The sequence below is a fragment of the Microbispora sp. H13382 genome (assembly GCF_014161445.1).
Lineage (GTDB): Bacteria > Actinomycetota > Actinomycetes > Streptosporangiales > Streptosporangiaceae > Microbispora.
The window spans coordinates 1-22,103 of record NZ_JABBXA010000019.1 but is presented as its reverse complement, the minus strand read 5'-3'; the positions used below and the strand labels follow the sequence as shown (position 1 = coordinate 22,103).

Annotated in this window: 19 protein-coding genes, 2 tRNA genes and 1 riboswitch; of the genes, 9 read left to right on the top strand and 12 right to left on the bottom strand. The window is 68.4% G+C overall.

Translation table 11 applies throughout. From position 1 onward, the window contains the following. Positions 1-182: 182 nt before the first annotated feature. The 8 genes from HHX41_RS30035 to HHX41_RS30000 form a co-directional block, all read right to left on the bottom strand. Positions 183-443, bottom strand: a complete 261-nt coding sequence (locus HHX41_RS30035) for a hypothetical protein (protein WP_182908759.1) — start codon at positions 441-443, stop codon at positions 183-185. A 120-nt stretch (positions 444-563) separates the two neighbouring features. Next, positions 564-1,475 carry a hypothetical protein gene (locus HHX41_RS30030; RefSeq protein WP_310742255.1) on the bottom strand — a complete coding sequence of 304 codons (912 nt, stop codon included), beginning with the start codon at positions 1,473-1,475 and terminating at the stop codon, positions 564-566. 34 nt (positions 1,476-1,509) lie between these two features. Then, a riboswitch (cyclic di-AMP (ydaO/yuaA leader) is annotated at positions 1,510-1,648 on the bottom strand. A gap of 70 nt (positions 1,649-1,718) precedes the next feature. Continuing rightward, the gene (gene galT, locus HHX41_RS30025) at positions 1,719-2,777 is read right to left on the bottom strand and encodes a galactose-1-phosphate uridylyltransferase (protein ID WP_182908646.1); all 1,059 of its coding nucleotides are present in this window, start codon (positions 2,775-2,777) and stop codon (positions 1,719-1,721) included. A 37-nt stretch (positions 2,778-2,814) separates the two neighbouring features. Further along, positions 2,815-3,618, bottom strand: a complete 804-nt coding sequence (locus HHX41_RS30020) for a DeoR/GlpR family DNA-binding transcription regulator (RefSeq protein WP_169987665.1) — start codon at positions 3,616-3,618, stop codon at positions 2,815-2,817. A 226-nt stretch (positions 3,619-3,844) separates the two neighbouring features. After that, a complete protein-coding gene (locus HHX41_RS30015; RefSeq protein WP_182908645.1) occupies positions 3,845-4,411 on the bottom strand; it encodes a TIGR03086 family metal-binding protein in 567 nt (188 codons plus the stop codon). A gap of 86 nt (positions 4,412-4,497) precedes the next feature. Beyond that, complete coding sequence (locus HHX41_RS30010) at positions 4,498-6,231, bottom strand: SpoIIE family protein phosphatase (RefSeq protein ID WP_169987669.1); 1,734 nt, start codon at positions 6,229-6,231, stop codon at positions 4,498-4,500. A 163-nt stretch (positions 6,232-6,394) separates the two neighbouring features. Further along, positions 6,395-7,753: a TrpB-like pyridoxal phosphate-dependent enzyme gene (locus tag HHX41_RS30005; RefSeq protein WP_182908644.1), complete on the bottom strand. Its 1,359-nt coding sequence runs from the start codon at positions 7,751-7,753 to the stop codon at positions 6,395-6,397. A 77-nt stretch (positions 7,754-7,830) separates the two neighbouring features. After that, complete coding sequence (locus HHX41_RS30000) at positions 7,831-8,328, bottom strand: DUF2087 domain-containing protein (RefSeq protein ID WP_182908643.1); 498 nt, start codon at positions 8,326-8,328, stop codon at positions 7,831-7,833. 20 nt (positions 8,329-8,348) lie between these two features. Between HHX41_RS30000 and HHX41_RS29995 the strand changes: the two genes are divergently transcribed. Further along, entirely contained in the window at positions 8,349-8,771 is a 423-nt protein-coding gene (locus HHX41_RS29995; protein WP_220504553.1) for a VOC family protein, read from the top strand. A gap of 3 nt (positions 8,772-8,774) precedes the next feature. On the opposite strand, the gene HHX41_RS29990 is transcribed toward HHX41_RS29995, so the two are convergent. Beyond that, positions 8,775-9,536: an enoyl-CoA hydratase gene (locus HHX41_RS29990; RefSeq protein ID WP_182908642.1), complete on the bottom strand. Its 762-nt coding sequence runs from the start codon at positions 9,534-9,536 to the stop codon at positions 8,775-8,777. A gap of 310 nt (positions 9,537-9,846) precedes the next feature. Here HHX41_RS29990 and HHX41_RS29985 point away from each other — a divergent pair, with 310 nt between their 5' ends. Then, positions 9,847-11,031 carry an IS481 family transposase gene (locus HHX41_RS29985; RefSeq protein WP_182908641.1) on the top strand — a complete coding sequence of 395 codons (1,185 nt, stop codon included), beginning with the start codon at positions 9,847-9,849 and terminating at the stop codon, positions 11,029-11,031. 33 nt (positions 11,032-11,064) lie between these two features. On the opposite strand, the gene HHX41_RS29980 is transcribed toward HHX41_RS29985, so the two are convergent. Then, positions 11,065-11,141 (bottom strand) — tRNA-Pro (locus HHX41_RS29980). A gap of 90 nt (positions 11,142-11,231) precedes the next feature. Between HHX41_RS29980 and HHX41_RS29975 the strand changes: the two genes are divergently transcribed. Beyond that, a tRNA-Gly gene (locus tag HHX41_RS29975) sits at positions 11,232-11,302 on the top strand. A 118-nt stretch (positions 11,303-11,420) separates the two neighbouring features. Here HHX41_RS29975 and HHX41_RS29970 read toward each other — a convergent pair. Beyond that, the gene (locus HHX41_RS29970) at positions 11,421-12,482 is read right to left on the bottom strand and encodes a ferritin family protein (protein WP_220504552.1); all 1,062 of its coding nucleotides are present in this window, start codon (positions 12,480-12,482) and stop codon (positions 11,421-11,423) included. 87 nt (positions 12,483-12,569) lie between these two features. Beyond that, positions 12,570-13,049 carry an ATP-binding protein gene (locus tag HHX41_RS29965; protein WP_182908640.1) on the bottom strand — a complete coding sequence of 160 codons (480 nt, stop codon included), beginning with the start codon at positions 13,047-13,049 and terminating at the stop codon, positions 12,570-12,572. A 276-nt stretch (positions 13,050-13,325) separates the two neighbouring features. Here HHX41_RS29965 and HHX41_RS29960 point away from each other — a divergent pair, with 276 nt between their 5' ends. The 6 genes from HHX41_RS29960 to HHX41_RS29935 all read left to right on the top strand — a co-directional run bounded on the left by HHX41_RS29960 (position 13,326) and on the right by HHX41_RS29935 (position 21,601). Continuing rightward, positions 13,326-14,192, top strand: coding sequence for a helix-turn-helix transcriptional regulator (locus HHX41_RS29960; protein WP_169987681.1), 867 nt, complete (start codon positions 13,326-13,328; stop codon positions 14,190-14,192). A 201-nt stretch (positions 14,193-14,393) separates the two neighbouring features. Further along, a complete protein-coding gene (gene tig, locus HHX41_RS29955) occupies positions 14,394-15,785 on the top strand; it encodes a trigger factor (RefSeq protein ID WP_169987683.1) in 1,392 nt (463 codons plus the stop codon). 353 nt (positions 15,786-16,138) lie between these two features. Continuing rightward, positions 16,139-16,783: a ClpP family protease gene (locus HHX41_RS29950; protein WP_169987685.1), complete on the top strand. Its 645-nt coding sequence runs from the start codon at positions 16,139-16,141 to the stop codon at positions 16,781-16,783. A 14-nt stretch (positions 16,784-16,797) separates the two neighbouring features. Further along, positions 16,798-17,445 (top strand): ATP-dependent Clp protease proteolytic subunit, encoded by a 648-nt coding sequence (locus HHX41_RS29945; protein WP_169987687.1) that lies wholly within the window; start codon positions 16,798-16,800, stop codon positions 17,443-17,445. A 207-nt stretch (positions 17,446-17,652) separates the two neighbouring features. Further along, a complete protein-coding gene (clpX, locus tag HHX41_RS29940; RefSeq protein ID WP_169952773.1) occupies positions 17,653-18,936 on the top strand; it encodes an ATP-dependent Clp protease ATP-binding subunit ClpX in 1,284 nt (427 codons plus the stop codon). Between the two features lie 76 nt (positions 18,937-19,012). Next, entirely contained in the window at positions 19,013-21,601 is a 2,589-nt protein-coding gene (locus tag HHX41_RS29935; protein ID WP_182908639.1) for a valine--tRNA ligase, read from the top strand. Positions 21,602-22,103: the final 502 nt, after the last annotated feature.

The following is a 22,103-nucleotide window of genomic DNA, read 5'->3' as shown; positions in this document are numbered from 1 at the left end:
CAGGGCGTGAACAGGCAGACACCGTAGCACCATGCCTACGACCAAGAACAGACAGTCACCCTCGAACCATGTGGTTCAGTTCTCATCAACCATGAGTCAACTCATCCATTGACTAATACTCACTTTTAGGACATTCATGGATTTATGATGATGATTTTCCCTAGTGCGGCAGCCGCCATTTGCTAGCTGAGCTGGGTGTATGCGGTGGATAGGCGGGCTCGATGGTGGAACCAGCGGGCGCGGGCTTGATGACGGCGGCGCCAGGCCAACCAGTGCACGGTGTGTTCCAGCGACACGGGCCGGGCGGTGACGGCGTTGAACAGTGTCTTGATCGCCGAAACGGTCAACGGGATCACGCCGGGGTCGGCCGGGGGTTGTTCGTCGGGACGCCCGGCCGCCTGCGCGACGGTCATCGACTGCCCCGCCAGCGTCAGGGTGGTCATCAGCGGTGCACACGCGACGACCAAGAAGGGATCGTGGGGCGGCAGACGGCTCCAGTGCCCTCGATGTGCCCTGACCCGTCCTGCCGGGATCGAACATGCAGGTAGACGGCTTGCGGGCCTCTAGTACATCGAGATGTGGACGTGGTCGTAGTGGTTGGCGGTGACTCCGCCGCGGTCGGACATCGTCCGCCAGCCAGGGTGGCCGAGGTTGTAGATGCGCTGCTGCCAGATCACGTACATCACGCCCAGCTTCGGCCCGTTCTTGATGGCCCAGGCGGCCAGGCTGTCGCCGAGCGCCTTCATCTCGGGGGAGGGCATGGCGCCGCCCGAGCTCATCATGAAGTCGCAGGCACGCCCGAGGGGGTGCTCGCCGCTGTTCTCCGCGCGGTAGCAGCCCACTGGAAACCGCAGGTCGAAGGTCTTGCCGACCTCGGTGCGCATGAGCCGCATGCGGGGGGTGATGTTGTCGGAGCCGGCGGGCAGCTCCGGCGCCCACGAACCGCCGGCCCGTCTGCCCGGGGCGATCGGGATGAGGGCGTCGAGCTTGTCCTTGATCTCGTCGATGAGGTCCTCGGCGTCCTCGCGCTGTGCGGCGACCTCGGCGGCCTGCGTCTTGAGCTGTCCGGTGAGCGTCTTGGCGGCGTCCGCGGCGCGTTGCCGTTCGGCGCGGACCTGCTCGAAGTGCTCGAGCCTGGCGGCCTGCTCCTCCTTGAGCTGGTAGTTCAGCGCGGCGGTGTTCATGTCGGGCAGCGCCATCGAGCTGTCGGTCTGGTAGCGCAGCCCGGCCATCTGCCGTACGGCGTCCCTGGCGGCCTCGTAATCGGCCTCCGCCTTGGCCAGCCGCCCGCGCGCGGCCTTCTCCTCGACCCGGGCGTCGGCGAGCGCGACCCGTTTGGCGTTGTAGTCGGCGATCAGCCGGTCGATCCTCTTCCGCAGGTCCGACAGCTCCTGCTTGAGCTGCTTCTCCGTCGGCTTGGGGTCGGCGGCGCCCGGGGCGGCCGCGCCGAACAGGAGGGCGGCGGAGGCGAGCACACCGACGGCCAGGGGGAACGCGCGGGGCAGAGCCCACTCCTCTCCACGTGCCTGCCGGGTTAGCTGACGGGTGCGGGCTGGAGGAGCCCGGGCAGGCGGCTGCCTTGACCCCAGATGCGTGGTTGGGTCCCCGGCTCCCGGGCGAGGCGCCCGGGATTAGGCGTACCGGCTGTGACAACCGGTGCGAGGGATACTACTGGTAAAGAAACTCCAGGTGCCACCCAAGTCGCAACCGTTCGGTGATCAAGCCGTGACCACCTCGCGGAGCATCCGGGCGGCCTCCTCCGGGAGCACGTCGTTGACGAACGCGCCCATCGCCGACTCCGAGCCGGCGAGGTACTTCAGCTTGTTCGGCGCACGCCGGATCGTGAAGAGCTGGAGGTGGAGATGGGCCAGGTCGCGCCGGTAGGTGACCGGGGCCTGGTGCCAGGCCGCGACGTACGGCATGACGACGCCGAACAGCCCGTCGAGGCGGCGCAGCACCTCGATGTAGAGCGGCGCGAAGGCGGCCCGTTCCTCGGGCGACAACGCGGGGATGTCGGGCACCCGGCGGTGCGGGTAGACGTGCACCTCGAACGGGTACCGCGCGGCGGCCGGGACGAAGGCCGTCCAGTGCTCGTTGGCGGCCACCACCCGGGGGCCCCTCCGCTCGGTGGCCAGGACTTCCGCGAACAGGTTGCCGCCCCGGTGACGGGCGGCGGCGTCCAGCATCTGGCGCGTACGCGGCGTGACGTACGGATAGGCGTAGATCTGCCCATGGGGGTGCGGCAGCGTGATGCCGATCTCGGCGCCGCGGTTCTCGAAGCAGAAGACCTGCTCCACTCCGGGCAGTGCGGACAGCTCGGCCGTACGGTCGGCCCACGCCTCGACGACCAGCTCGGCCTGCTCGTCGCTGAGGGAGCTGAACGACGCGTCGTGGTCGGAGGTGAAGCAGACGACCTCACAGCGCCCGATCCCCGGCCGCACCTCGCTCAGGCCGCCCACCTGCTCGTACGCCCCGGTGTTGAAGCTGAACGACGGGAACCGGTTCTCGAACACCGCCACCTCGTACAGCGAGGGGATCTCCGAGCCGGGATGGGCCGGGCAGAGCGGGCACTCCTCGGCGGACGGCAGGTGGGTGCGCGTCTGACGATGCCTGGCGACGGCCACCCACTCGTCCATCAGGGGGTCGTAGCGCAGCTCGGAGGCGAGCGGGCGCGGCGGCAGGTCCCTGGGGTCGGTGGCGCCGTGGTCGGCGTCGTCGCGCCGGTCGAAGTAGATCAGTTCGCGGCCGTCGGCGAGATGGGTGATGGTGCGCTTCACAGAGCGGTCTCCAACTTTCAGCGTGCGGTGTTCGGCGTCACAGTGCGGTCTCCAGCGCGGATTCCCCGGACGGATCGGCGAGGAGAAGTTCGCCGGCGTGCTCCGACAGCGCGGCGCGCGCCTCCTCCGGCAGGCCGACGTCGCTCACGACCACGTCGGCCTCGCCGAGGGCGGCGATCGTGCTGATGCCGATCGTCCCCCACTTGGTGTGGTCGGCCAGGACCACGAGCTGCTGGGCGGCCGTGATGAGGGCGCGGTCGGTCTCCGCCTCCAGCAGGTTGGGCGTGGTGTATCCCGCCCTGACGCTCATACCGTGGACGCCGAGCATGAGGGTGTCGACGTTCAGGGAGCGGACGGCCGCCACGGCCACCGGGCCGACCAGGGCGTCGGAGGGCGTGCGCACACCTCCCACCAGCACCACGGTCTGGTCGGGCCGCCCCGCCCGGTGGAAGACGTCGGCCACCTGCACCGAGTTGGTGATCACTGTCAGCTCGGGCACGTCCACCAGGTGGTGGGCGAGCGTCCAGGTCGTGGTCCCGGCCGACAGGGCGACGGAGCTGCCCGGCCGTACGAGCATGGCCGCCCGGCGGGCGATGGCCTCCTTCTCGGCCTGCTGCCGCACCGACTTGGCGGCGAAGCCCGGCTCCTCCGTCGAGCCGGTGCCGGTGGCGGTCGCCCCGCCGTGCACTTTGACGATCAGGCCGCGTTCCGCGAGGACCTCCAGGTCGCGGCGGATCGTCATGTCCGAGACCCCGAGGTCGCGTACGAGCTGCGCGACGCGCACCCCGCCGGTTCTGCGTACCCTCTCCAGGATCGCCTGCTGCCGTTGCTGGGCCAGCATCCACCACTCCTGTCAACAGATTCAAACAAATTATGCCCCACGCACGTGGGGACATGTTGAGTTGGGGTCCGGGTACTTGCCGGTCGCGGTGCAGGGGAGGACAGTGAGCGAAAGCCGTACTCGACGGAAGGCGGTCTTCATGGGCAGACGCGCGCGCAAGTCGAAGGCACGCAAGAAGAAGAAGGCCAACCACGGCAGGCGGCCCACGGGCCGGTAGAGGCCCGGCCTAGGGGTTCCTGCCCCAGGCGGCGAGCAGGTGAGTCTGCTGGTCGGCGCCGGCCGGGACGTCTCGCTCGTCCCCGATCACTCCCGCCTCGCGGTAGTCCTCCCGCGCCTTCTCGAACCATTCCGAGCAGGAGGCGACGAGCTCGGGGTCGAGCCTTTCCGGCCCCCCGATGGCACGTGCCAGATCCCAGGTGTGGATCAGCGCGTCCGCGAACAGTTCGGTGATGTACTCCTCGCCCGGCACGTCGCCGAAGGACAGGTGGGCGACGGTGGTCAGGGCGCCCTCGGCGTACACGGCCTGCACGGCGCCCTGCGCGGACGCCTCGAACGCCTTGACCGGGTCGTCGCCGAGCACGTCGCCCTCGAAGGCGTCTCCCACCTCCGCGACCCTGCGGCCGGACAGCAGCTCGGGGGCCCACAGGTTCTCGGACACGACGTGGTTGACCAGCCCGCGGACGTCCCAGTCGACGCAGGGAGTGGGCAACTCCCACTGTCCGCGGCGGACGAGATGGAGGCGGTCCCCGAAACCGTCCAGCGCCCTGCGGTACGCGTCACGGATATCGATCATGTCCCCTCCTCGCCACGAACTCCCCGTTCGAACGTAACTCTTCTCAACGATCAGTAATACACGCTCGCCGGGGAGGAACACCCGGGTCAAGGGAGGTGCTGCTCGACCCAGACGATCTTCCCGTACGGAGTGGGCCGGGTGCCCCAGCGGTAGGCGAACCGCTTGATCAGCTGGAGACCGCGGCCGGTGTCCTCGTCAGGGGTGGCCGTGCGCGGGGCGGGAGCGGCGGGCGAGCCGTCGGCGACCTCGACCACCAGCGTCCGCCCGCGCAGCAGCCGCAGCTCTATCGGCGGCCAGCCGTGCTTGAGCGCGTTGGTGACCAGCTCGCTCACGATGAGCTGGGTGGCGTCCACCAGGCCGCCCAGGCCCCACCTCTGCAGGGTGCCGCGGACGAAGCGGCGCGCGTGCGAGACGAACCGCGGGTCGGCCGGCAGCGGGCAGGTCGCGATCTCGTCCGGATCGAGATCGCGCACTTCGGCCACCAGCAGGGCGATGTCGTCACGCTCGTGGCTCGACCGTTGGCTGCTGATGATCACATCGCACATGTCCTCCAGGTCGTCGACCGGACCGGCGAGCAGGCGCCGCAGCCCCATGATCCCGGCGTCCAGGTCCCGCTCGCGGCTCTCCACCAGGCCGTCGGTGTAGAAGGCGAGCACGCTCCCGGACGGCAGGACCAGCTCGCACGACTCCAGTGGGTCGCTGCCGATGCCCAGCGGCAGGCCCGACGGCAGCTCGATGATCTCGGTCGAGCGGTCGGGGTGCAGCAGGATCGGGGGCACGTGCCCCGCACGGGCGAGCGCGCAATTGCGCGTCACCGGGTCGTAGACGGCGTAGATGCACGTCGCGATCTGGCTCGGGTCGAGGTCCTGGCTCATGAGGTTGAGCCGGAACAGCACCTCGTCGGGCGGCAGGTCGAGGCTCGCCAGCGTACGCGCGGCCGTGCGCAGCTGGCCCATGGTCGCCGCGGCCCTGGTCCCGTGCCCCATGACGTCGCCCACCACCAGGGCCGTACGGCAGCCGGGCAGGGCGATCACGTCATACCAGTCGCCACCGACGCCCATCAGGTCGCTGGCCGGCAGATAACGCGAGGCGATGTCCATCCCGAGCGCCTGTGGAAGTTCGACGGGCAGCAGGCTGCTCTGCAGGGTCAGCGCGGTTTTGCGCTCCGTGGTGTACAGCCGCGCGTTGTCGATGCACAGGGCGGCGCGGGCGGCCAGGTCCTCGGCCACCACCACGTCCTGCTCCTCGAACGGCAGGCTGCCGGGGCGCCGGGTGAAGACCACGCAGCCGAGGACCCGTCCCCGCGCACGCAGGGGCACCGCGAGGAACGAGCAGTCGGTCAGGAGCGAGGCGACCGCCTCCTCCCGGTCCAGGCTGGCGCCGATCAGCCGGGCGCTCTCCTTGTCCAGCGACGGGTACATCAGCGGCTTCCCGCCCGCCATGCACTGGGCCTGCGGGAGGATCGCCGGGTAGACCGTCGCCTCGTCGACCGGGAAGGCCTTCATCCAGGCCTCCGGATCGGCGCCGGCCACACCCAGGGCCACCCGGCGTACGAGGGTCGTCCCGTCCACCGGCCGGGGCGATAATTCGCCTTCCGACATGAGGCGGTCCTGCACCATCACGGCCGCCGCGTCGGCGAAGCGGGGGACCGACACGTCCACGAGCTCCCGGCTCGTTTCGGCCAGATCGAGCGTGCTGCCGATGCGCCGGCTCGCCTCGTTCAGGAAAGCCAGCCGCTCGTTGGCGGACGCGGCGCTGCTGCGGCGCCACTGCGCCCGGTTCCCCGGGGCGGGGTCCTTGATAACGCAGTTCCGGTTCAACGAATTCTCCGGAGAGAGCGGATGGTGTTCCAGAATCGTATGGAGCTGATACCGCGCATTTCAGCCGTTTGACATGAGTGCTCCGACAGGTATTACGGCACGATGGCGCAGCCGTACCCGCCGCTCAAGGGACGAAACGGGATATCGGTGAGCATGCGTCACATCAGACGGCGGGCAGGTGCGCGAGGGCCTCGTCGATCCGCTCCTGCGGGAGCGTGAAATCCTCCAGCCGACCGGCGAGACGGCTCTCGTAGGCGGGCAGGTCGAAATGGCCGTGTCCGCACAGGGACATCACGATGACCTTCTCCTCGCCCGACTCCGCGCACCGCAGCGCCTCCGCGATCGTCGCGGCCACCGCGTGGGCGGGTTCGGGGGCAGGCACGACCCCCTCGGCCCTGGCGAAGCGGATCCCCGCGTCGAAGCACTCGGTCTGCGTGACGGCCACGGCCTCCACCAGGCCCTGCGCGTACACGTGTGAGAGCAGCGGCGACATGCCGTGGTAGCGCAGCCCGCCGGCGTGGATCGGGTCGGGCACGAACGTGTGCCCCAGCGTGTGCATCTTCATCAGCGGCGTGAACCCCGCGGCGTCGCCGAAGTCGTAGGTGTACGTGCCCCGGGTCAGCGACGGGCAGGCGGCGGGCTCCACGGCGCGCAGCACCGGGTTCATCCGTCCCGCCAGCTTCTCGCGCAGGAAGGGGAAGGCCAGCCCGGCGAAGTTGGAGCCGCCGCCGGTGCAGCCGATCACCAGGTCGGGGGTCTCGCCGAGGGTGGCGAGCTGCTCCAGCGCCTCCTCGCCGATGACGGTCTGGTGCAGCAGGACGTGGTTGAGCACCGAGCCCAGGGCGTACCGCGTGTCGTCGTGCTGCCCGGCCACCTCGACGGCCTCGCTGATCGCGATGCCCAGCGACCCCGTGCAGTGCGGGTCCTCCGCCAGGATCCTGCTGCCCGCCGTGGTCACCGCCGACGGGCTGGCGTGCAGGGTGGCGCCGTAGACCTTCATCAGCGTGCGCCGGTACGGCTTCTGGTCGTACGACGCCCGGACCATCCAGATCTCGCAGGCCAGGCCGTACTGGGCGGAGGCGAACGCCAGCGCGGAGCCCCACTGGCCCGCGCCGGTCTCGGTGGTCAGCCTGCGCACGCCCTCCCGCGCGTTGTAGTACGCCTGAGGAACCGCCGTGTTGGGCTTGTGCGAGCCCGACGGGCTGCCGCCCTCGTACTTGTAGTAGATACGCGCGGGCGTGCCGAGGGCGCGCTCCAGGCGGCGTGCGCGGATGAGCGGCGTCGGCCGCCAGAGGCGGTAGACGTCGAGGACGCCGTCAGGGATCGGGACGAACCGCTCGCCCGACACCTCCTGCCCGATCAGTGCCTCCGGGAAGAGCGGGGCGAGGTCGTCGGGGCCGACCGGCTGCAGCGTCGCCGGATGGAGCACCGGCGGGGGCGGCGTGGGCAGGTCTGGGATGAGGTTGTACCAGTTCCGGGGGATCCGGGACTCGTCGAGAAGGACCCTGGTCGGCTCGCCCATGTCTTCCAGTGTCCGCGCCCCGGGGCCATCGGGAAAGGGCGTCGGCCCATGTGGCCGGACCCGGTCAGACGGCTGCGTCAGACCGTTCCCCCCGAGCGCCAGTAGACGCCCGCCTCCCGGGTGAGGAACCCCTCGTCCACCAGGTAGCGGCGCAGCGCGGCGTGGTCGTCGTGGAACGCCCGCAGCGCCACGTCGATCTCCTTCTCCTGGTAGCGCACGCCCACCTCGAACACCTGCGCGATGTAGTCGAGCACCATCAGCCGTTTGGCCCGCTTCACCGGTATGGAGACGAGCCGCCCGTCGACCAGGAACGCGTCCATCGGGTCGGCCGGCGTGGAGGGGACCGTGCGCAGCAGGTCGCGGAAGGTCTCGGGTCGCGCCCGCCAGCCGTCCTCCTCCCGTACGGCGAGGCCGCCCCTGGCCAGCCGGTCCAGAGCCTTGGCCGCCGCCTCCGGGGTCAGCCCGGTGACCTTGTCGAGCGGCTCGCCGGGACGCAGGACCAGTCCGGCGAGGACGCGAAGCGTGTCGTCCTGTCCGAGCAGCCCGAGCACGCGGGAGATGTGCTTGTCGATCACCTGTCCACGGTATTGGGTTGATGAGGACCGCGGAAAACCTGGAGGGCGCCGTGACCGCTCAACTGGACCACACGATCGTGCACAGCAGTGACCGCTTCGAGTCCGCCCGGTTCCTGACCGGGTTGCTCGGCGAGCCGGAGCCCGGCGCGTTCGGGCCGTTCGCCACGGTCCGGGTCGCCAACGGCGTGACGATCGACTACGCCGACTCGATCGTCGGCCGGGACCGGATCGTCATGCAGCACCTGGCGTTCCTCGTCTCCGAGGACGAGTTCGACGAGATCTGCGCCCGCATCGCCGAGCGGGGCCTGCCGTACTGGGGCGGGCCGCACCACCAGGAGCCGCAGCAGGTCAACCACCGCCATCACGGCCGCGGGGTGTACGTGGACGACCCCGACGGCCATGCCATCGAGTTCCTCACCCACCCGTACGTGGAGGAGGAGTGACTCTCACCGGCTCTGGGTCCGGCCCCGGTCGAGCACGGCGCGCCTGCGGGCGGCGAAGTCCTCGGGGGCGGCGATGGTGAGCCCGTCCCGGCCGGTCTCCAGTTCGGCCCGCAGGCCGTCGGCGCCGGTGCCGTCCCGCAGGAGGTCGTAGATCTCCCGGATCCTGCCCAGCGTCTGCGGCGTCGTCGTCGCGATGCTCCGCGCGAGCTCCACGGCCCGGGGCAGCAGCCGGTCGTGCGCGACGACCTCGTTCACCAGTCCGATGCGCAGCGCGAGGGGAGCGTCGACGAAGTCCCCGGTGAACGTCATCTGCCGGGCCCACGCCTGCCCGACCGCCTGGCTCAGCCGGGCGGTCATGCCCCAGGAGGGCACGATTCCGACGCGGGTGTGGGTGTCGGCGAACCGCGCCCGTTCGCTGGCGATCCTGAAGTCGCACGCGAGCGCGAACTCCAGGCCGCCGGTCACCGCGACGCCGTTGACCGCCCCGATCACGGGCACGGGGAAGTTCCGCAGCGGGAGGATCGAGTCGGGACGGCCGATCCTCACCCCCGCTTCCAGCTCACCGAGGTCCAGGCCGGCGCAGAAAGCGGGGCCGGCCCCGGTGAGGACCATCGCGCGCAGGTCAGGCTCGGCCGCGAGCCGCTCCAGCGTGTCGCGGAACTCCTCCAGCAGCGCCTTGGAGAGCGCGTTGTACTTGCGCGGACGGTTCAGCGTCACGACCGCGACGGCCTCGGCAGGCCGGTCGACGAGGACCAGGTCGCCCATGGTGCTCCTCAGGGTCCCGGGGGTACGGCGAGAACAGGTTATAGAAACGCGCAGGAGGCCCGGAGCCCGGCTGGTGCGGTCGGCGGCGGGGTGTCGTCGCCTCGATCCTGCGGGTGCGCGGGAGCGGACGAGGCCGCTCCCGCCTGCCGGAAGCGGCGTGAGAAATGCGTGAGAGCTGGTCGGGGCGACAGTGTTCTGGTTCAGGACATAGGAAACGGGTGTCTCGAGACATAGGAAACTCCGGCGGAGCGTGTCTCCGGAGATAGGAAACACGGAGAGCTAGGACCTGCGGGCGGTCGACAGTCGGCCCGTGTCGAAGGCCAGACTCATCATCACGGCGGTCGTCGTCGAGGGCCGCTCACAGGCAGAGGTCGCCCGCTCCTACGGCGTCTCCAAAGGCTGGGTGTCCAAGCTCGTTGCCCGCTACCGGCAGCAGGGCGAGGACGCCTTCGAGCCCCGATCCAGACGACCCAAGACCTCACCGACGGCGATCGACGCCGCCACCGTCGAACTGATCGTCCGCCTGCGCAAGGACCTGTCCGGCCAGGGCCTGGACGCCGGGCCGGACACGATCGCCTGGCACCTGCACCAGCATCACCAGGTCACCGTGTCCCGGGCGACGATCAGCCGCTACCTGACCCGCGCCGGGCTGGTCACCCCCGAGCCGAACAAGCGACCACGATCGTCCTACATCCGCTTCCAAGCCGAGCAGCCGAACGAGACCTGGCAGGCCGACTTCACCCACTACCGCCTGGCCGACGGCACCGACGCCGAGATCCTCACCTGGCTGGACGACCACTCCCGCTACGCCCTGTCGGTGACCGCCCACCCCCGTGTCACCGGCCCGATCGTGCGCGACACCTTCCGGCACGCGGTGGCCGCCCACGGCGTGCCCGCCTCCACCCTCACCGACAACGGCATGGTGTTCACCACCCGCCTGGCCGGCGGCCGCAGCGGCCGCAACGCCTTCGAACACGAACTGCGCCGCCTGCACGTCACCCAGAAGAACTCCACCCCCAACCACCCCACCACCTGCGGAAAAGTCGAACGCTTCCAGCAGACGATGAAGAGGTGGCTGCGCGCCCAGCCCGACCAGCCCGCCACCATCAGCGACTTACAGACTCTCCTCGACCGCTTCGTCGACGCCTACAACCACCACCGCCCCCACCGGTCGTTGCCCCACCGCGCCACGCCCGCCGCGGCCTACAACACCCGGCCCAAGGCCCAACCGGCCGGCAGCCGCGACGGCGACACCCACACCCGGGTCCGACACGACCGCGTCGACCACACCGGCGTCGTCACCCTGCGGATCGGCGACCGGCTCCACCACATCGGCATCGGACGAACCCACGCCCGAACCCACGTCATCCTGCTCGTCGACGATCTCCACATCCGCGTGGTCAACGCCACCACCGGAGAGCTCCTCCGCGAGCTGATCACCGACCCCACCCGCGACTACCAACCCCAGTACACAAAGAAACCCCCGAACCCGTAGGTTCGAGGGTTTCCGATGTCTTGCGACATCACATGGTCGGGGCGACAGGATTTGAACCTGCGACTTCTTGCTCCCAAAGCAAGCGCGCTACCAAGCTGCGCCACGCCCCGTCTCGTCGGGTACGCGTGCGCTCCGAGACTCCGGTACGCTTACGCCCTGACGACCGGATGAAGTCTAGACCAGATGGACACCGGGCGCGCGCGGACGTAGCTCAATGGTAGAGCCCCAGTCTTCCAAACTGGCTACGCGGGTTCGATTCCCGTCGTCCGCTCTGACCACAAAGGCCCAGGTCCGGGGGAGTGAGTCCCGGCTCTGGGCCTCGGTCTTTCACGGCCTCCGATTTCTCGCCGTTCCCGTCGCGTGCCCCCGGCACGACCGTGCCGGATCGGTCAGCTCGACGTGGGGCATCGGCCGCCGAGCTTGGACAGCTGACCGGAGAAGGCCTTCGCGTGCTTGAGTTCGTCTTTCGCCGTGTCCTTCAACACGCGCGCCGCCGCGGTGTCTCCGGCGGCCGAGGCCTGGCGCGCGTAATCGGGGTACATCTGCGTGCCTTCGTGCGTCTCCCCCTTGATCGTCGCGCACAGGTTGGCCGCGGTGTCCCGGACCGCGCCGGCCAGATTCGCCTCCTCGGCGAAGTGCTCGGTGCGCTCGACGGCGGCGGTGCGGTGGAACAGCTTGGCGAGCCTCGGCTGACCGGTCTCCCGGGCCTTGTCCCCATAGAGGGTGTACTTCGCGTAGGCGAAGGCTTCGCCCTTCATCGCCGTACGCAGGTTCTCCAGCGTCCGGTCCGACGAGACCCTGGGCTTGCCCGCCCGTATCTCGACCGGCTTGGCTCGTACGTCCGTTGGGATGACCGTGCCGGACGACGGATCGGTGATGGCCTTCGCCGCCTTGACGAACTTCGCATGGTGCGCGGCCTCGTCCTTGGCTATCTCGGAGAAGAGTCGGGCCGCCTGCCGGTCGCCGTCGGCCCTTGCCTGCTTGGCGAAGTTCTTGTACATCTTCGTCGCCTCGTAGGACTCGCCACTCATGCTGTCGCCGAGGTTCGTGGCGTTGTCGCCGACCAGGCCGATGAGTTTCGCCTGCTCGGTGAGGTGCTCGCGTAATTCCGTGTGCGCGGTGCGCCGGTACAGCGCCGCCGCTTCCGGCAGATTCTCCCTGTCCGCCTGCTTCGCGTACGCGCGGTATGTGACGTGCGCCAGTGCCTCGCCCTTCATCGCGTTCGTGACGTTGGTACGTGTCGACTGATCGACGTCGTCCCCGTGCGGAGCGGGCGCCGCCGAGGCGCTCGCGGCTCCCAAGGCGAGAAGCGTGACGGTGCCGGCAGCAGTGAGACCGGCTTTGCACCAGCCGAGACCTGAGGTTCCCATGCGACCCCCCGACGGGCATGTCCTCGCGACCATGAGTAGAGCCAGGTGAGAGGGGGGTCGAAATCCGGCATACCCGGTCACGGCGGGAGAATCTCCCCGGTTGTCCTGTGTCTGGCACGGACATCACAAAAACATGGCGCCCGGCGGCTGCGGGGCCGCTGGAGAACGTCAGTCCCCGGTGCGGAAGAGGGCCCAGACGGCCTTGCCGCCCTCGTCCAGCGCGTCCCAGCCCCAGGCCTGGCTGTAGGTCTCGACGATGTACAGGCCTCGTCCGTGCTCCGAGACGAAGTCGGGCTGCGCCGGCGACGGTGCCTGGTCACTCGGGTCCGAGACGGCGAGCAGCACGTGCGGCGCGATGCGCACGAGCGTCAGCGTTATCGGCGGGTCACCGCTGCGGTCCGCCGGACACAGAGCGTAACGAACAGCGTTCGTCACCAGTTCGCTCACCACGAGTGCCGCGTCGTCGCTCAGTTCCGACAGCCCCCACTCTCGTAGGGTCGTCCGGGTGACGTCACGTGCGGTCTTGACCGAATCGGCCTGCGGGGCCAGGGGGCACATCGTGGTATCGGACGGACCTGCCGCCCTCCGGAACCAGCCGAATCCCACGTCGCGGGTCAGCTGGCCGCCGGATTTGGGCTCGTCCGACATGGTTGCCCGTACCTCCCGCTGGCCTGAATCGATGACTGGTGCACATTTAGCCCAATATGCACCTAAGACATGATGGATCAGCGGCTCCTGCTGCTGCAAGACCCAAATGCACGTGCAGTTGTCATGTGCAGACGCACATGGCGGAAGTGCTGACTGTCAGGGACACGTAGATCAGACCTTGTCATCGGAGCCCGGAGTGGTGACACTGTGTGGGCTGGGGGTGTCGTACGGGTCGTCCCTTGGCGGCACACAGGGCCGAGGTGAGAGGGAGGCGCCGTGATACAGATCCAGGCTGGATCGGGTCCGACGGCTCTGCGCATCCTTCTCGGTTCCCAGCTCCGCAAGCTTCGTGAGAGCAAGGGCATCAGCCGTGACGAGGCCGGCCAGTGCATCCGGGCGTCCGAGTCGAAGATCAGCCGGATGGAGCTGGGCCGGGTCGGGTTCAAGGAACGCGATGTCGCCGACCTTCTCGCCCTCTACGGAGTGGAGGACGAGGAGACGCGCGATGTCGTGATGAACCTGGTCGAAAGGGCCAACGAGCCCGGCTGGTGGCACAGGTTCAACGACCTCCTGCCCTCGTGGTTCCAGGCGTACGTCGGCCTGGAGGAGGCGGCCGAGCGCATCCGCACCTACGAGGTGCAGTTCGTTCCCGGTCTGCTGCAGACCAAGGAGTACGCGCGCGCCGTCATCATGGCCGGCGCGGTCGGCGCGGCGCCGGAGGAGATCGCCAGGCGGGTGGACCTGCGGCTGGAACGTCAGCGCATCCTCGACGGCGGGAACAGCCCCAAGTTCTGGGCCGTGATCGACGAGGCCGCGCTGCGCCGCCCGATCGGCGGTGTCGACGTCATGCGGGGCCAGATCCAGCACCTCATCGACCTGATGAACCAGCCCAACGTGACGATTCAGGTCATCCCGTTCAGCTACGGAGGACACGCCGCCGAAGGCGGCGCCTTCAGCATCCTGCGGTTCGCCGACCCGGACCTGCCCGACATCGTGTACGTCGAGCAGCTCGCCAGCGCGCTTTACCTGGACAAACGGGAAGAGGTCGACCGCTACAGCGAGGTCATGGAACGCCTCTGCGCGGTCAGCACCACCCCCACGGAGACGGTGGACCTGCTACGGCAGATCATGGCCGACCTCTGATCAGTCGCTACCGGGCCTCATCTGCTCTAGACTGCCCTTGGCGTTGGACACCCGCCACAGTCGAGCATGCCCGGACAGGTCGCGTGCAGGCGAGACGGTGATCCTGCGCCTTTCACGTGGGCGCGGCGCGCGTTACTGTGCCGCGGTTGCCGTGCACGACGTGCCCGCGATCACCAGATGCTGGATCAAGGAGACCACCCCGTGAAGACCGCTGTCGAGGAGCTCAGCCCTACCCGGGTCAAGCTCACCGTCGAGGTGCCGTTCAAGGAGCTCGAGCCGAGCCTGCAGGCCGCGTACAAGAAGGTCGCGCAGCAGGTGCGCGTGCCCGGCTTCCGTCCTGGCAAGGTGCCGGCCCGGATCATCGAGCAGCGCTTCGGCCGCGCGGTGGTTCTCGAGGAGACCCTGAACGACGCCCTGCCCAAGCTGTACGGCCAGGCCGTTGACGAGACCGAGGTCTTCCCGGTCAGTCAGCCGGAGATCGAGGTCACCAAGATCGAGGACGGCGAGCAGGTCGAGTTCACCGCCGAGGTGGACATCCGCCCCGCCTTCGACGTCCCGGACTATCAGGGCGCCGAGATCGTGGTCGACGCCGCCGAGGTGACCGACGAGGACATCACCGCCCAGCTCGAGGCCCTGCGCCAGCGCTTCGCGACGCTGACCGGTGTCGAGCGGCCGGCTCAGAACGGCGACTTCGTCGTGATGGACCTGCGCGCCGAGATCGACGGCCGCAACCTCGAGGAGCAGCAGGCCGCCGACGTGTCCTACGAGGTCGGCGCGGGCTCGGTCCTGCAGGGCCTGGACGAGGCGCTGCAGGGCATGGCCGCGGGCGACGAGAAGACCTTCCGCACCACGCTCGTCGGTGGTGAGAACGCCGGCGAGGAGGCCGACGTGATCATCAACGTCAAGTCGGTCAAGGAGAAGGTGCTGCCCGAGCTGGACGACGAGTTCGCGCAGCTCGCCAGCGAGTTCGACACGCTCGACGAGCTCAAGGACAGCATCCGTGAGCAGGTTCGCCGCAACAAGCTGGTGGACCAGGTCGTGCAGAGCCGCGAGAAGGCCCTCGACGCGCTGCTGGACAGGATCGACATTCCGCTGCCCGAGAGCGCGCTCCAGACGGAGATCGACGCGCGCAAGCACAACCTCGAGCACCAGGTCGCCGAGAGCGGGCTGAGCCGTGAGGCGTACCTCCGTCTCCAGCAGACCACCGAGGAGGAGCTGTTCGCCGAGTACGAGGCGAACGCGGCCAAGGCGCTGAAGTCGGGCTTCGTGCTCGACAAGATCGTCAAGGCGGAGGAGATCGGCGTCAGCGAGCAGGAGCTGACCGACTTCGTGGTGCGCCGCGCCATGCAGATGGGTGTCGCGCCGAACACGCTGGCCCAGCACCTCGCCGACAACAACCAGCTCCCGCTGGCGATGATGGAGATCGTGCGCGAGAAGGCCAAGACCGTCATCGGGGACGCGGCCAAGGTGACCGACACCGCGGGCAACGAGGTGGACATCCAGGCCATCTACGCCGAGCTCAACCCCGAGCAGGAGGCCGTGGGCGTGGACGAGGCGGGCGAGGAGCCCGCCGACGAGACCAAGGAAAGCTGATCTCCGAGGCTCTCGCCTGACATCCGCCGCCGGCCTGCCATAGGGCGGGCCGGTGTGGCGGCAACGATGGAACCCCCGTCGCACTCGGGTGCGCCGGGGGTTTCCGGTTATATGCGGGCAAATCCCTGAAAATTTGTTTATTACCGTGGTCGGGGAGCAAGCGTACGGCCGTGACACATGTGTCTCGGCGGTCCGGCCACTGGCGGGAAACACGAGCGAAGCGGCGTGGATGCCCGTCGCGGGCCGGGCATGCGCCGACAGCGAACAGTACGGCGCACGGGCATGACCTGTCTGCGCCGCGCGTTAAGGTCACAAGCAAAGCCAATCGATTACGAGCATCGGAAGGTGACGCTGTGACCAGCCCGCCGACCTTCTTCCCGACCGGTGGTTCCGGCTTCGAGGCCCGGAGCCCGGAGGGTGGCCCCTCCCGCCTCGAGGACCAGCTCTACCAGCGCCTGCTGCGTGAGCGGATCGTGGTGCTCGGCACCCAGGTGAACGACGAGGTGGCCAACCGGCTGTGCGCTGAGCTCCTGCTCCTCGCCGCCGATGACCCCGACCGTGACATCTGGATGTACATCAACTCCCCTGGTGGCTCGGTAACCGCCGGCATGGCGATTTACGACATGATGGAGTACGTGCCGAACAACGTCTGCACGGTCGCCATGGGTCTGGCCGCCTCCATGGGGCAGTTCCTGCTCTGCGCCGGCGCCCGCGGCAAGCGGTACGCGCTTCCGCACGCCCGGATCATGATGCACCAGCCGTCCGGCGGCATCGGCGGCACCGCGGCCGACATCGCGATCCAGGCCGAGCAGATGCTCTACGTGAAGAAGACGCTCGCGGAGCGGATCGCCTACCACACCGGCCAGCCGCTCGAGCAGATCGAGCGCGACTCCGACCGGGACCGCTGGTTCACGGCCGAGGAGGCCAAGGACTACGGCTTCATCGACCACGTGGTGCGCAGCGCCCGCCAGGTGCCCTCCGAGGGCGCCGTCTCGTGACTGGAGCTTCCCAGATGAGTGAGCTGATCCGGCCGGGTGACATCAACGGCCGCTACGTCCTTCCCTCCTTCGTCGAGCGCACGTCGTACGGCGTCAAGGAGATGAACCCCTACAACAAGCTGTTCGAGGACCGCATCATCTTCCTCGGCGTCCAGATCGACGACGCTTCGGCGAACGACGTGATGGCGCAGCTGCTCACGTTGGAGTCGCTCGACCCGGACCGCGACATCAGCATGTACATCAACTCGCCGGGCGGCTCGTTCACCGCGATGACCGCGATCTACGACACCATGCAGTTCGTCCGGCCCGAGATCCAGACGGTCTGCCTGGGGCAGGCGGCCTCGGCCGCCGCGATCCTGCTGGCCGGCGGCACGCCGGGCAAGCGGTTCGCGCTGCCGAACGCCCGCGTGCTGATCCACCAGCCCTACACCGAGGGCGGCGGACAGGGCAGCGACATCGAGATCCAGGCTCGTGAGATCCTGCGGATGAGGTCGCTCCTGGAGGACCTCGTGGCGAAGCACTCGGGCAAGTCGCCCGACGAAGTTCGCAAGGACATCGAGCGCGACAAGATCCTCAGCGCCGAGGAGGCGAAGGCGTACGGGTTGGTGGACGACATCATCCCGTCGCGGAAGAAGCGTGCGGCGGCGGTCGCCGCTTCCTGATGAGGTTGCCGCACCGGAACGGTGCCCATTTGGGCACGTTCCGGTGCGACTCACCGCCAGGGGGCTCACTGAGGGCCCGAGAGACGGTAACGTCGAAACCTGAGCGGGATGACGTTTTCGCACCGGATCGCGATCAGCGGATCGCGCAGAGGGTGCGGACGGAAGCGACCGCGGCGGCAGGCGGTCCCACGCAAAGGAGTATCTGGGGTGGCACGCATCGGCGACGGGGGAGACCTGCTGAAGTGCTCGTTCTGCGGCAAGAGCCAAAAGCAGGTCAAGAAGCTCATCGCCGGACCAGGCGTCTACATCTGCGATGAGTGCATCGATCTCTGCAACGAGATCATCGAGGAGGAGCTGTCCGAGTCCTCCGAGCTCAAGTGGGACAACCTTCCCAAGCCCCGTGAGATCTACGAGTTCCTGGACGCGTACGTCATCGGGCAGGACAAGGCGAAGAAGGCCTTGTCGGTGGCTGTCTACAACCACTACAAGCGCGTCCAGTCCGGTGAACGGGGCCGCGACGACGGCCTGGAGCTGGCCAAGTCCAACATTCTGCTGCTCGGCCCCACCGGGTCGGGCAAGACCCTGCTCGCGCAGACGCTCGCCAAGATGCTCAACGTGCCGTTCGCCATCGCGGACGCGACCGCGCTGACCGAGGCGGGCTACGTCGGCGAGGACGTGGAGAACATCCTCCTCAAGCTGATCCAGGCCGCCGACTACGACGTCAAGAAGGCCGAGACCGGCATCATCTACATCGACGAGGTCGACAAGATCGCCCGCAAGAGCGAGAACCCGTCGATCACGCGGGACGTGTCGGGCGAGGGTGTGCAGCAGGCCCTGCTCAAGATCCTGGAAGGGACCACGGCGAGCGTGCCGCCGCAGGGCGGGCGCAAGCACCCCCATCAGGAGTTCATCCAGATCGACACCACGAACGTGCTGTTCATCTGCGGCGGCGCCTTCGCCGGCCTCGAGAAGATCATCGAATCCCGGGTCGGTAGGAAGGGCATCGGTTTCAACGCGATCATCCACTCCAAGGAGGAGATGGACTCCTCCGACATCTTCTCGGACGTCATGCCGGAAGACCTGCTCAAGTTCGGCATGATCCCCGAGTTCGTCGGCCGGCTGCCGGTGATCACGTCGGTGCACAACCTCGACAGGAGTGCGCTGATCCAGATCCTCACCGAGCCGCGCAACGCGCTCGTCAAGCAGTACCGGCGCCTGCTCGAGCTGGACAACGTCGAGCTGGAGTTCACCGACGACGCGCTGGAGGCCATCGCCGACCAGGCCATCCTGCGCGGCACCGGCGCCCGCGGCCTGCGCGCCATCATGGAGGAAGTCCTCCAGTCCGTGATGTACGAGGTGCCCTCCCGCCAGGACGTGGCCCGCGTCGTCATCACCCGCGAGGCCGTGCTGGAGCACGTGAACCCGACCCTCGTGCCGCGCGACCAGCTGCAGGCCAAGCAGCAGCGGACTCCGAGGGAGAAGTCGGCCTGACAGGCCACTCTCCGGCCGTGTTGTTGTCCACAGGGTGTGCGGCGACGGCTCGGGTGGCGTCCGGACGTCCCTAGAATTGGGCAGCGTGACTACGTCTGAGCTGCCCACCCAGTACGCCCCCGCCGATGTCGAGACCCGGAGCTACGAGCGCTGGGTATCGGCGGGCTACTTCACCGCGGACCCGGGCAGCGGGCGCGAGCCGTACAGCATCGTGCTTCCTCCGCCCAACGTGACCGGGTCGCTCCACGTGGGCCACGCGCTCGACCACTCGATCCAGGACGCGCTCACCCGGCGGGCCCGGATGCGGGGGATGGAGACGCTGTGGCTGCCCGGCATGGACCACGCCGGCATCGCCACCCAGAACGTCGTGGAGCGCGAGATCGCCAAGGACGGCCTGTCCCGCCACGACTTCGGTCGCGAGGCGTTCGTCGAGCGCGTCTGGCAGTGGAAGGAGGAGTCCGGCGGCCGGATCCTCGGCCAGATGAAGAAGCTCGGCGACGGCGTGGACTGGTCCCGCGAGCGCTTCACGATGGACGAGGGGCTCTCCCGGGCCGTCCAGACGATCTTCAAGAAGCTGTTCGACGACGGGCTCATCTACCGCGCCGAGCGGATCATCAACTGGTGCCCCCGCTGCCTGACCGCTCTGTCCGACATCGAGGTCGAGCACAGCGACGACGACGGCGAGCTCGTCTCGATCCGATACGGCTCGGATGACGAGGAGATCGTCGTCGCCACGACCCGTGCGGAGACCATGCTCGGCGACACCGCGGTCGCCGTTCACCCCGCCGACGAGCGCTACGCGCACCTGGTCGGCAAGTACGTCGAGGTCCCGCTCACCGGGCGGCGCATCCCGATCGTCGCGGACGAGCACGTGGATCCCTCGTTCGGCACCGGCGCGGTCAAGGTCACCCCCGCGCACGACCCGAACGACTTCGAGATCGGGCGTCGCCACTCGCTGGAGTCGCTCGTCATCATGGACGAGCGCGGCATCATCACCGCCCATGGGCCCTTCCAGGGCCTCGACAGGTTCGAGGCACGGCCCGCCGTCGTGGCCGCGCTGCGCGAGCAGGGTCGCATCGTCGCCGAGAAGCGCCCGTACGTGCACTCGGTCGGCCACTGCTCCCGATGCAAGACCGTGGTCGAGCCGCGGCTCTCGCTGCAGTGGTTCGTGAACGTCACACCGCTGGCCAAGGCCGCCGGCGACGCGGTGCGCGACGGCCGCACCCGCATCCATCCGCCGGAGCTGGCCAAGCGCTACTTCGACTGGGTCGACGACATGCACGACTGGTGCATCTCCCGCCAGCTGTGGTGGGGCCACCGGATCCCCGTCTGGTACGGCCCGGACGGCGACATGGTCTGCGTGGGTCCCGACGAGGAGCCGCCGGCCGGTTACGAGCAGGACCAGGACGTCCTCGACACGTGGTTCTCCTCGGGACTGTGGCCGTTCTCCACGCTGGGCTGGCCCGACGCCACGCCCGAGCTGGCCCGCTTCTATCCGACGACCGTCCTGGTCACCGGCTACGACATCCTGTTCTTCTGGGTGGCCCGGATGATGATGTTCGGGTTGTACGCGATGGACGGCCAGCCGCCGTTCCGTACTGTGGCGCTGCACGGCATGGTGCGCGACCAGTTCGGCAAGAAGATGTCGAAGTCGTTCGGCAACGTCGTCGACCCGCTCGACTGGATCGAGCGATACGGCGCGGACGCCACACGCTTCACGCTGCTCCGCGGTGCCAACCCCGGCTCCGACGTGGCGATCAGCGAGGACTGGGCGGCCGGATCCCGCAACTTCTGCAACAAGATCTGGAACGCCACCCGGTTCGCCTTGATGAACGGGGCCGTCTCCGACGGCCTGCCCGATGACCTCACCGCGGCCGACCGGTGGATCCTGTCCCGGCTGCAGGAGGTCGTCGCGAGTGTCGACGCGGCCTTCGAGGAGTTCGAGTTCGCGAAGGCCTCGGACGCCCTCTACCACTTCGCCTGGGACGAGGTCTTCGACTGGTACGTCGAACTGGCCAAGGTGCAGTTCGCCGAGGGCGGTGCGGTGGCCGAGAACACCAAGCGCGTGCTGGGGCACGTCCTCGACGCGCTGCTGCGGCTGCTTCACCCGCTCGTGCCGTTCGTGACCGAAGAACTGTGGCGTGCCCTGACCGGCAGGGAGTCGATCGTCGTCGCTCCCTGGCCATCGGTGTCGCCAGACCTGCTCGACTCCGCGGCCGAGCAGGAGATCGTGTCGCTGCAGAACCTCGTGACGGAGGTGCGCAGGTTCCGATCCGACCAGGGGCTGAAGCCCGGCCAGCGCGTTGCCGCGCGACTGTCCCTGTCCGGTACGGCTCTCGCGGCCCATGAGGACGCGATCCGGGTCCTGCTGCGCCTGGACGAGCCGGCGGACACCTTCGATCCGACAGCCCGGCTCACCGTCGGCACGGTGCTCGTGGAGATCGACACGGCCGGCGCCATCGACGTCGTCGCCGAGCGGAAGCGGCTGGAGAAGGACCTGGCCGTGGCGCGCAAGGAGCAGGCGCAGGTCACGGCGAAGCTCGGCAACGAGCAGTTCATGGCCAAGGCCCCCGAGGACGTCGTGGCGAAGGTACGCCGGCGTGCCGAGCAGGCCGCCGAGGACATCTCTCGTCTCGAGGCCCAGCTCGCCGCCCTGCCGGCATAGGTGTGCCAGATGAGGTTTGGGAGTGCTGGAGACGGGGCAGGACAGTGAAGTTGCCTAAGTTGTCTCCAGCACCTCCCAACCGGTGCTAGTCTTTCTCTCGCGCTGAGGGTCCGGCGAGTCGGAACACCCCAAGGGGTTCCGGTTGTTAGGCTCTCGGTCACTCCCTCCCTCTGATCCGATCTCGGATGTCTCGTCTCGATTCGACGAGGTGTCGGGGATCAGGTAAGTTCGAGGGGTTGCCCCGGAAACGGGGTAGCCGAAATTCTTGGCGAAAAACGGAATTCGAAGCAAATCGAGTTGATTTGACACGAATAACCGGACTCGCCAGAATAGAGGCAGAACGAAGCGAAACGCCCCGGAGTGCAGGGCCTGGTAACGGGTTCTGGGTGATGGTGGTCGCGTCCGTTTCTTGAGAACTCAACAGTGTGCTAAAAGCCAGTGCATGAAATCATGCATGACCCCGTCATGACAGCACTTCGGTGTTGGTGACGGATTCCTTTGA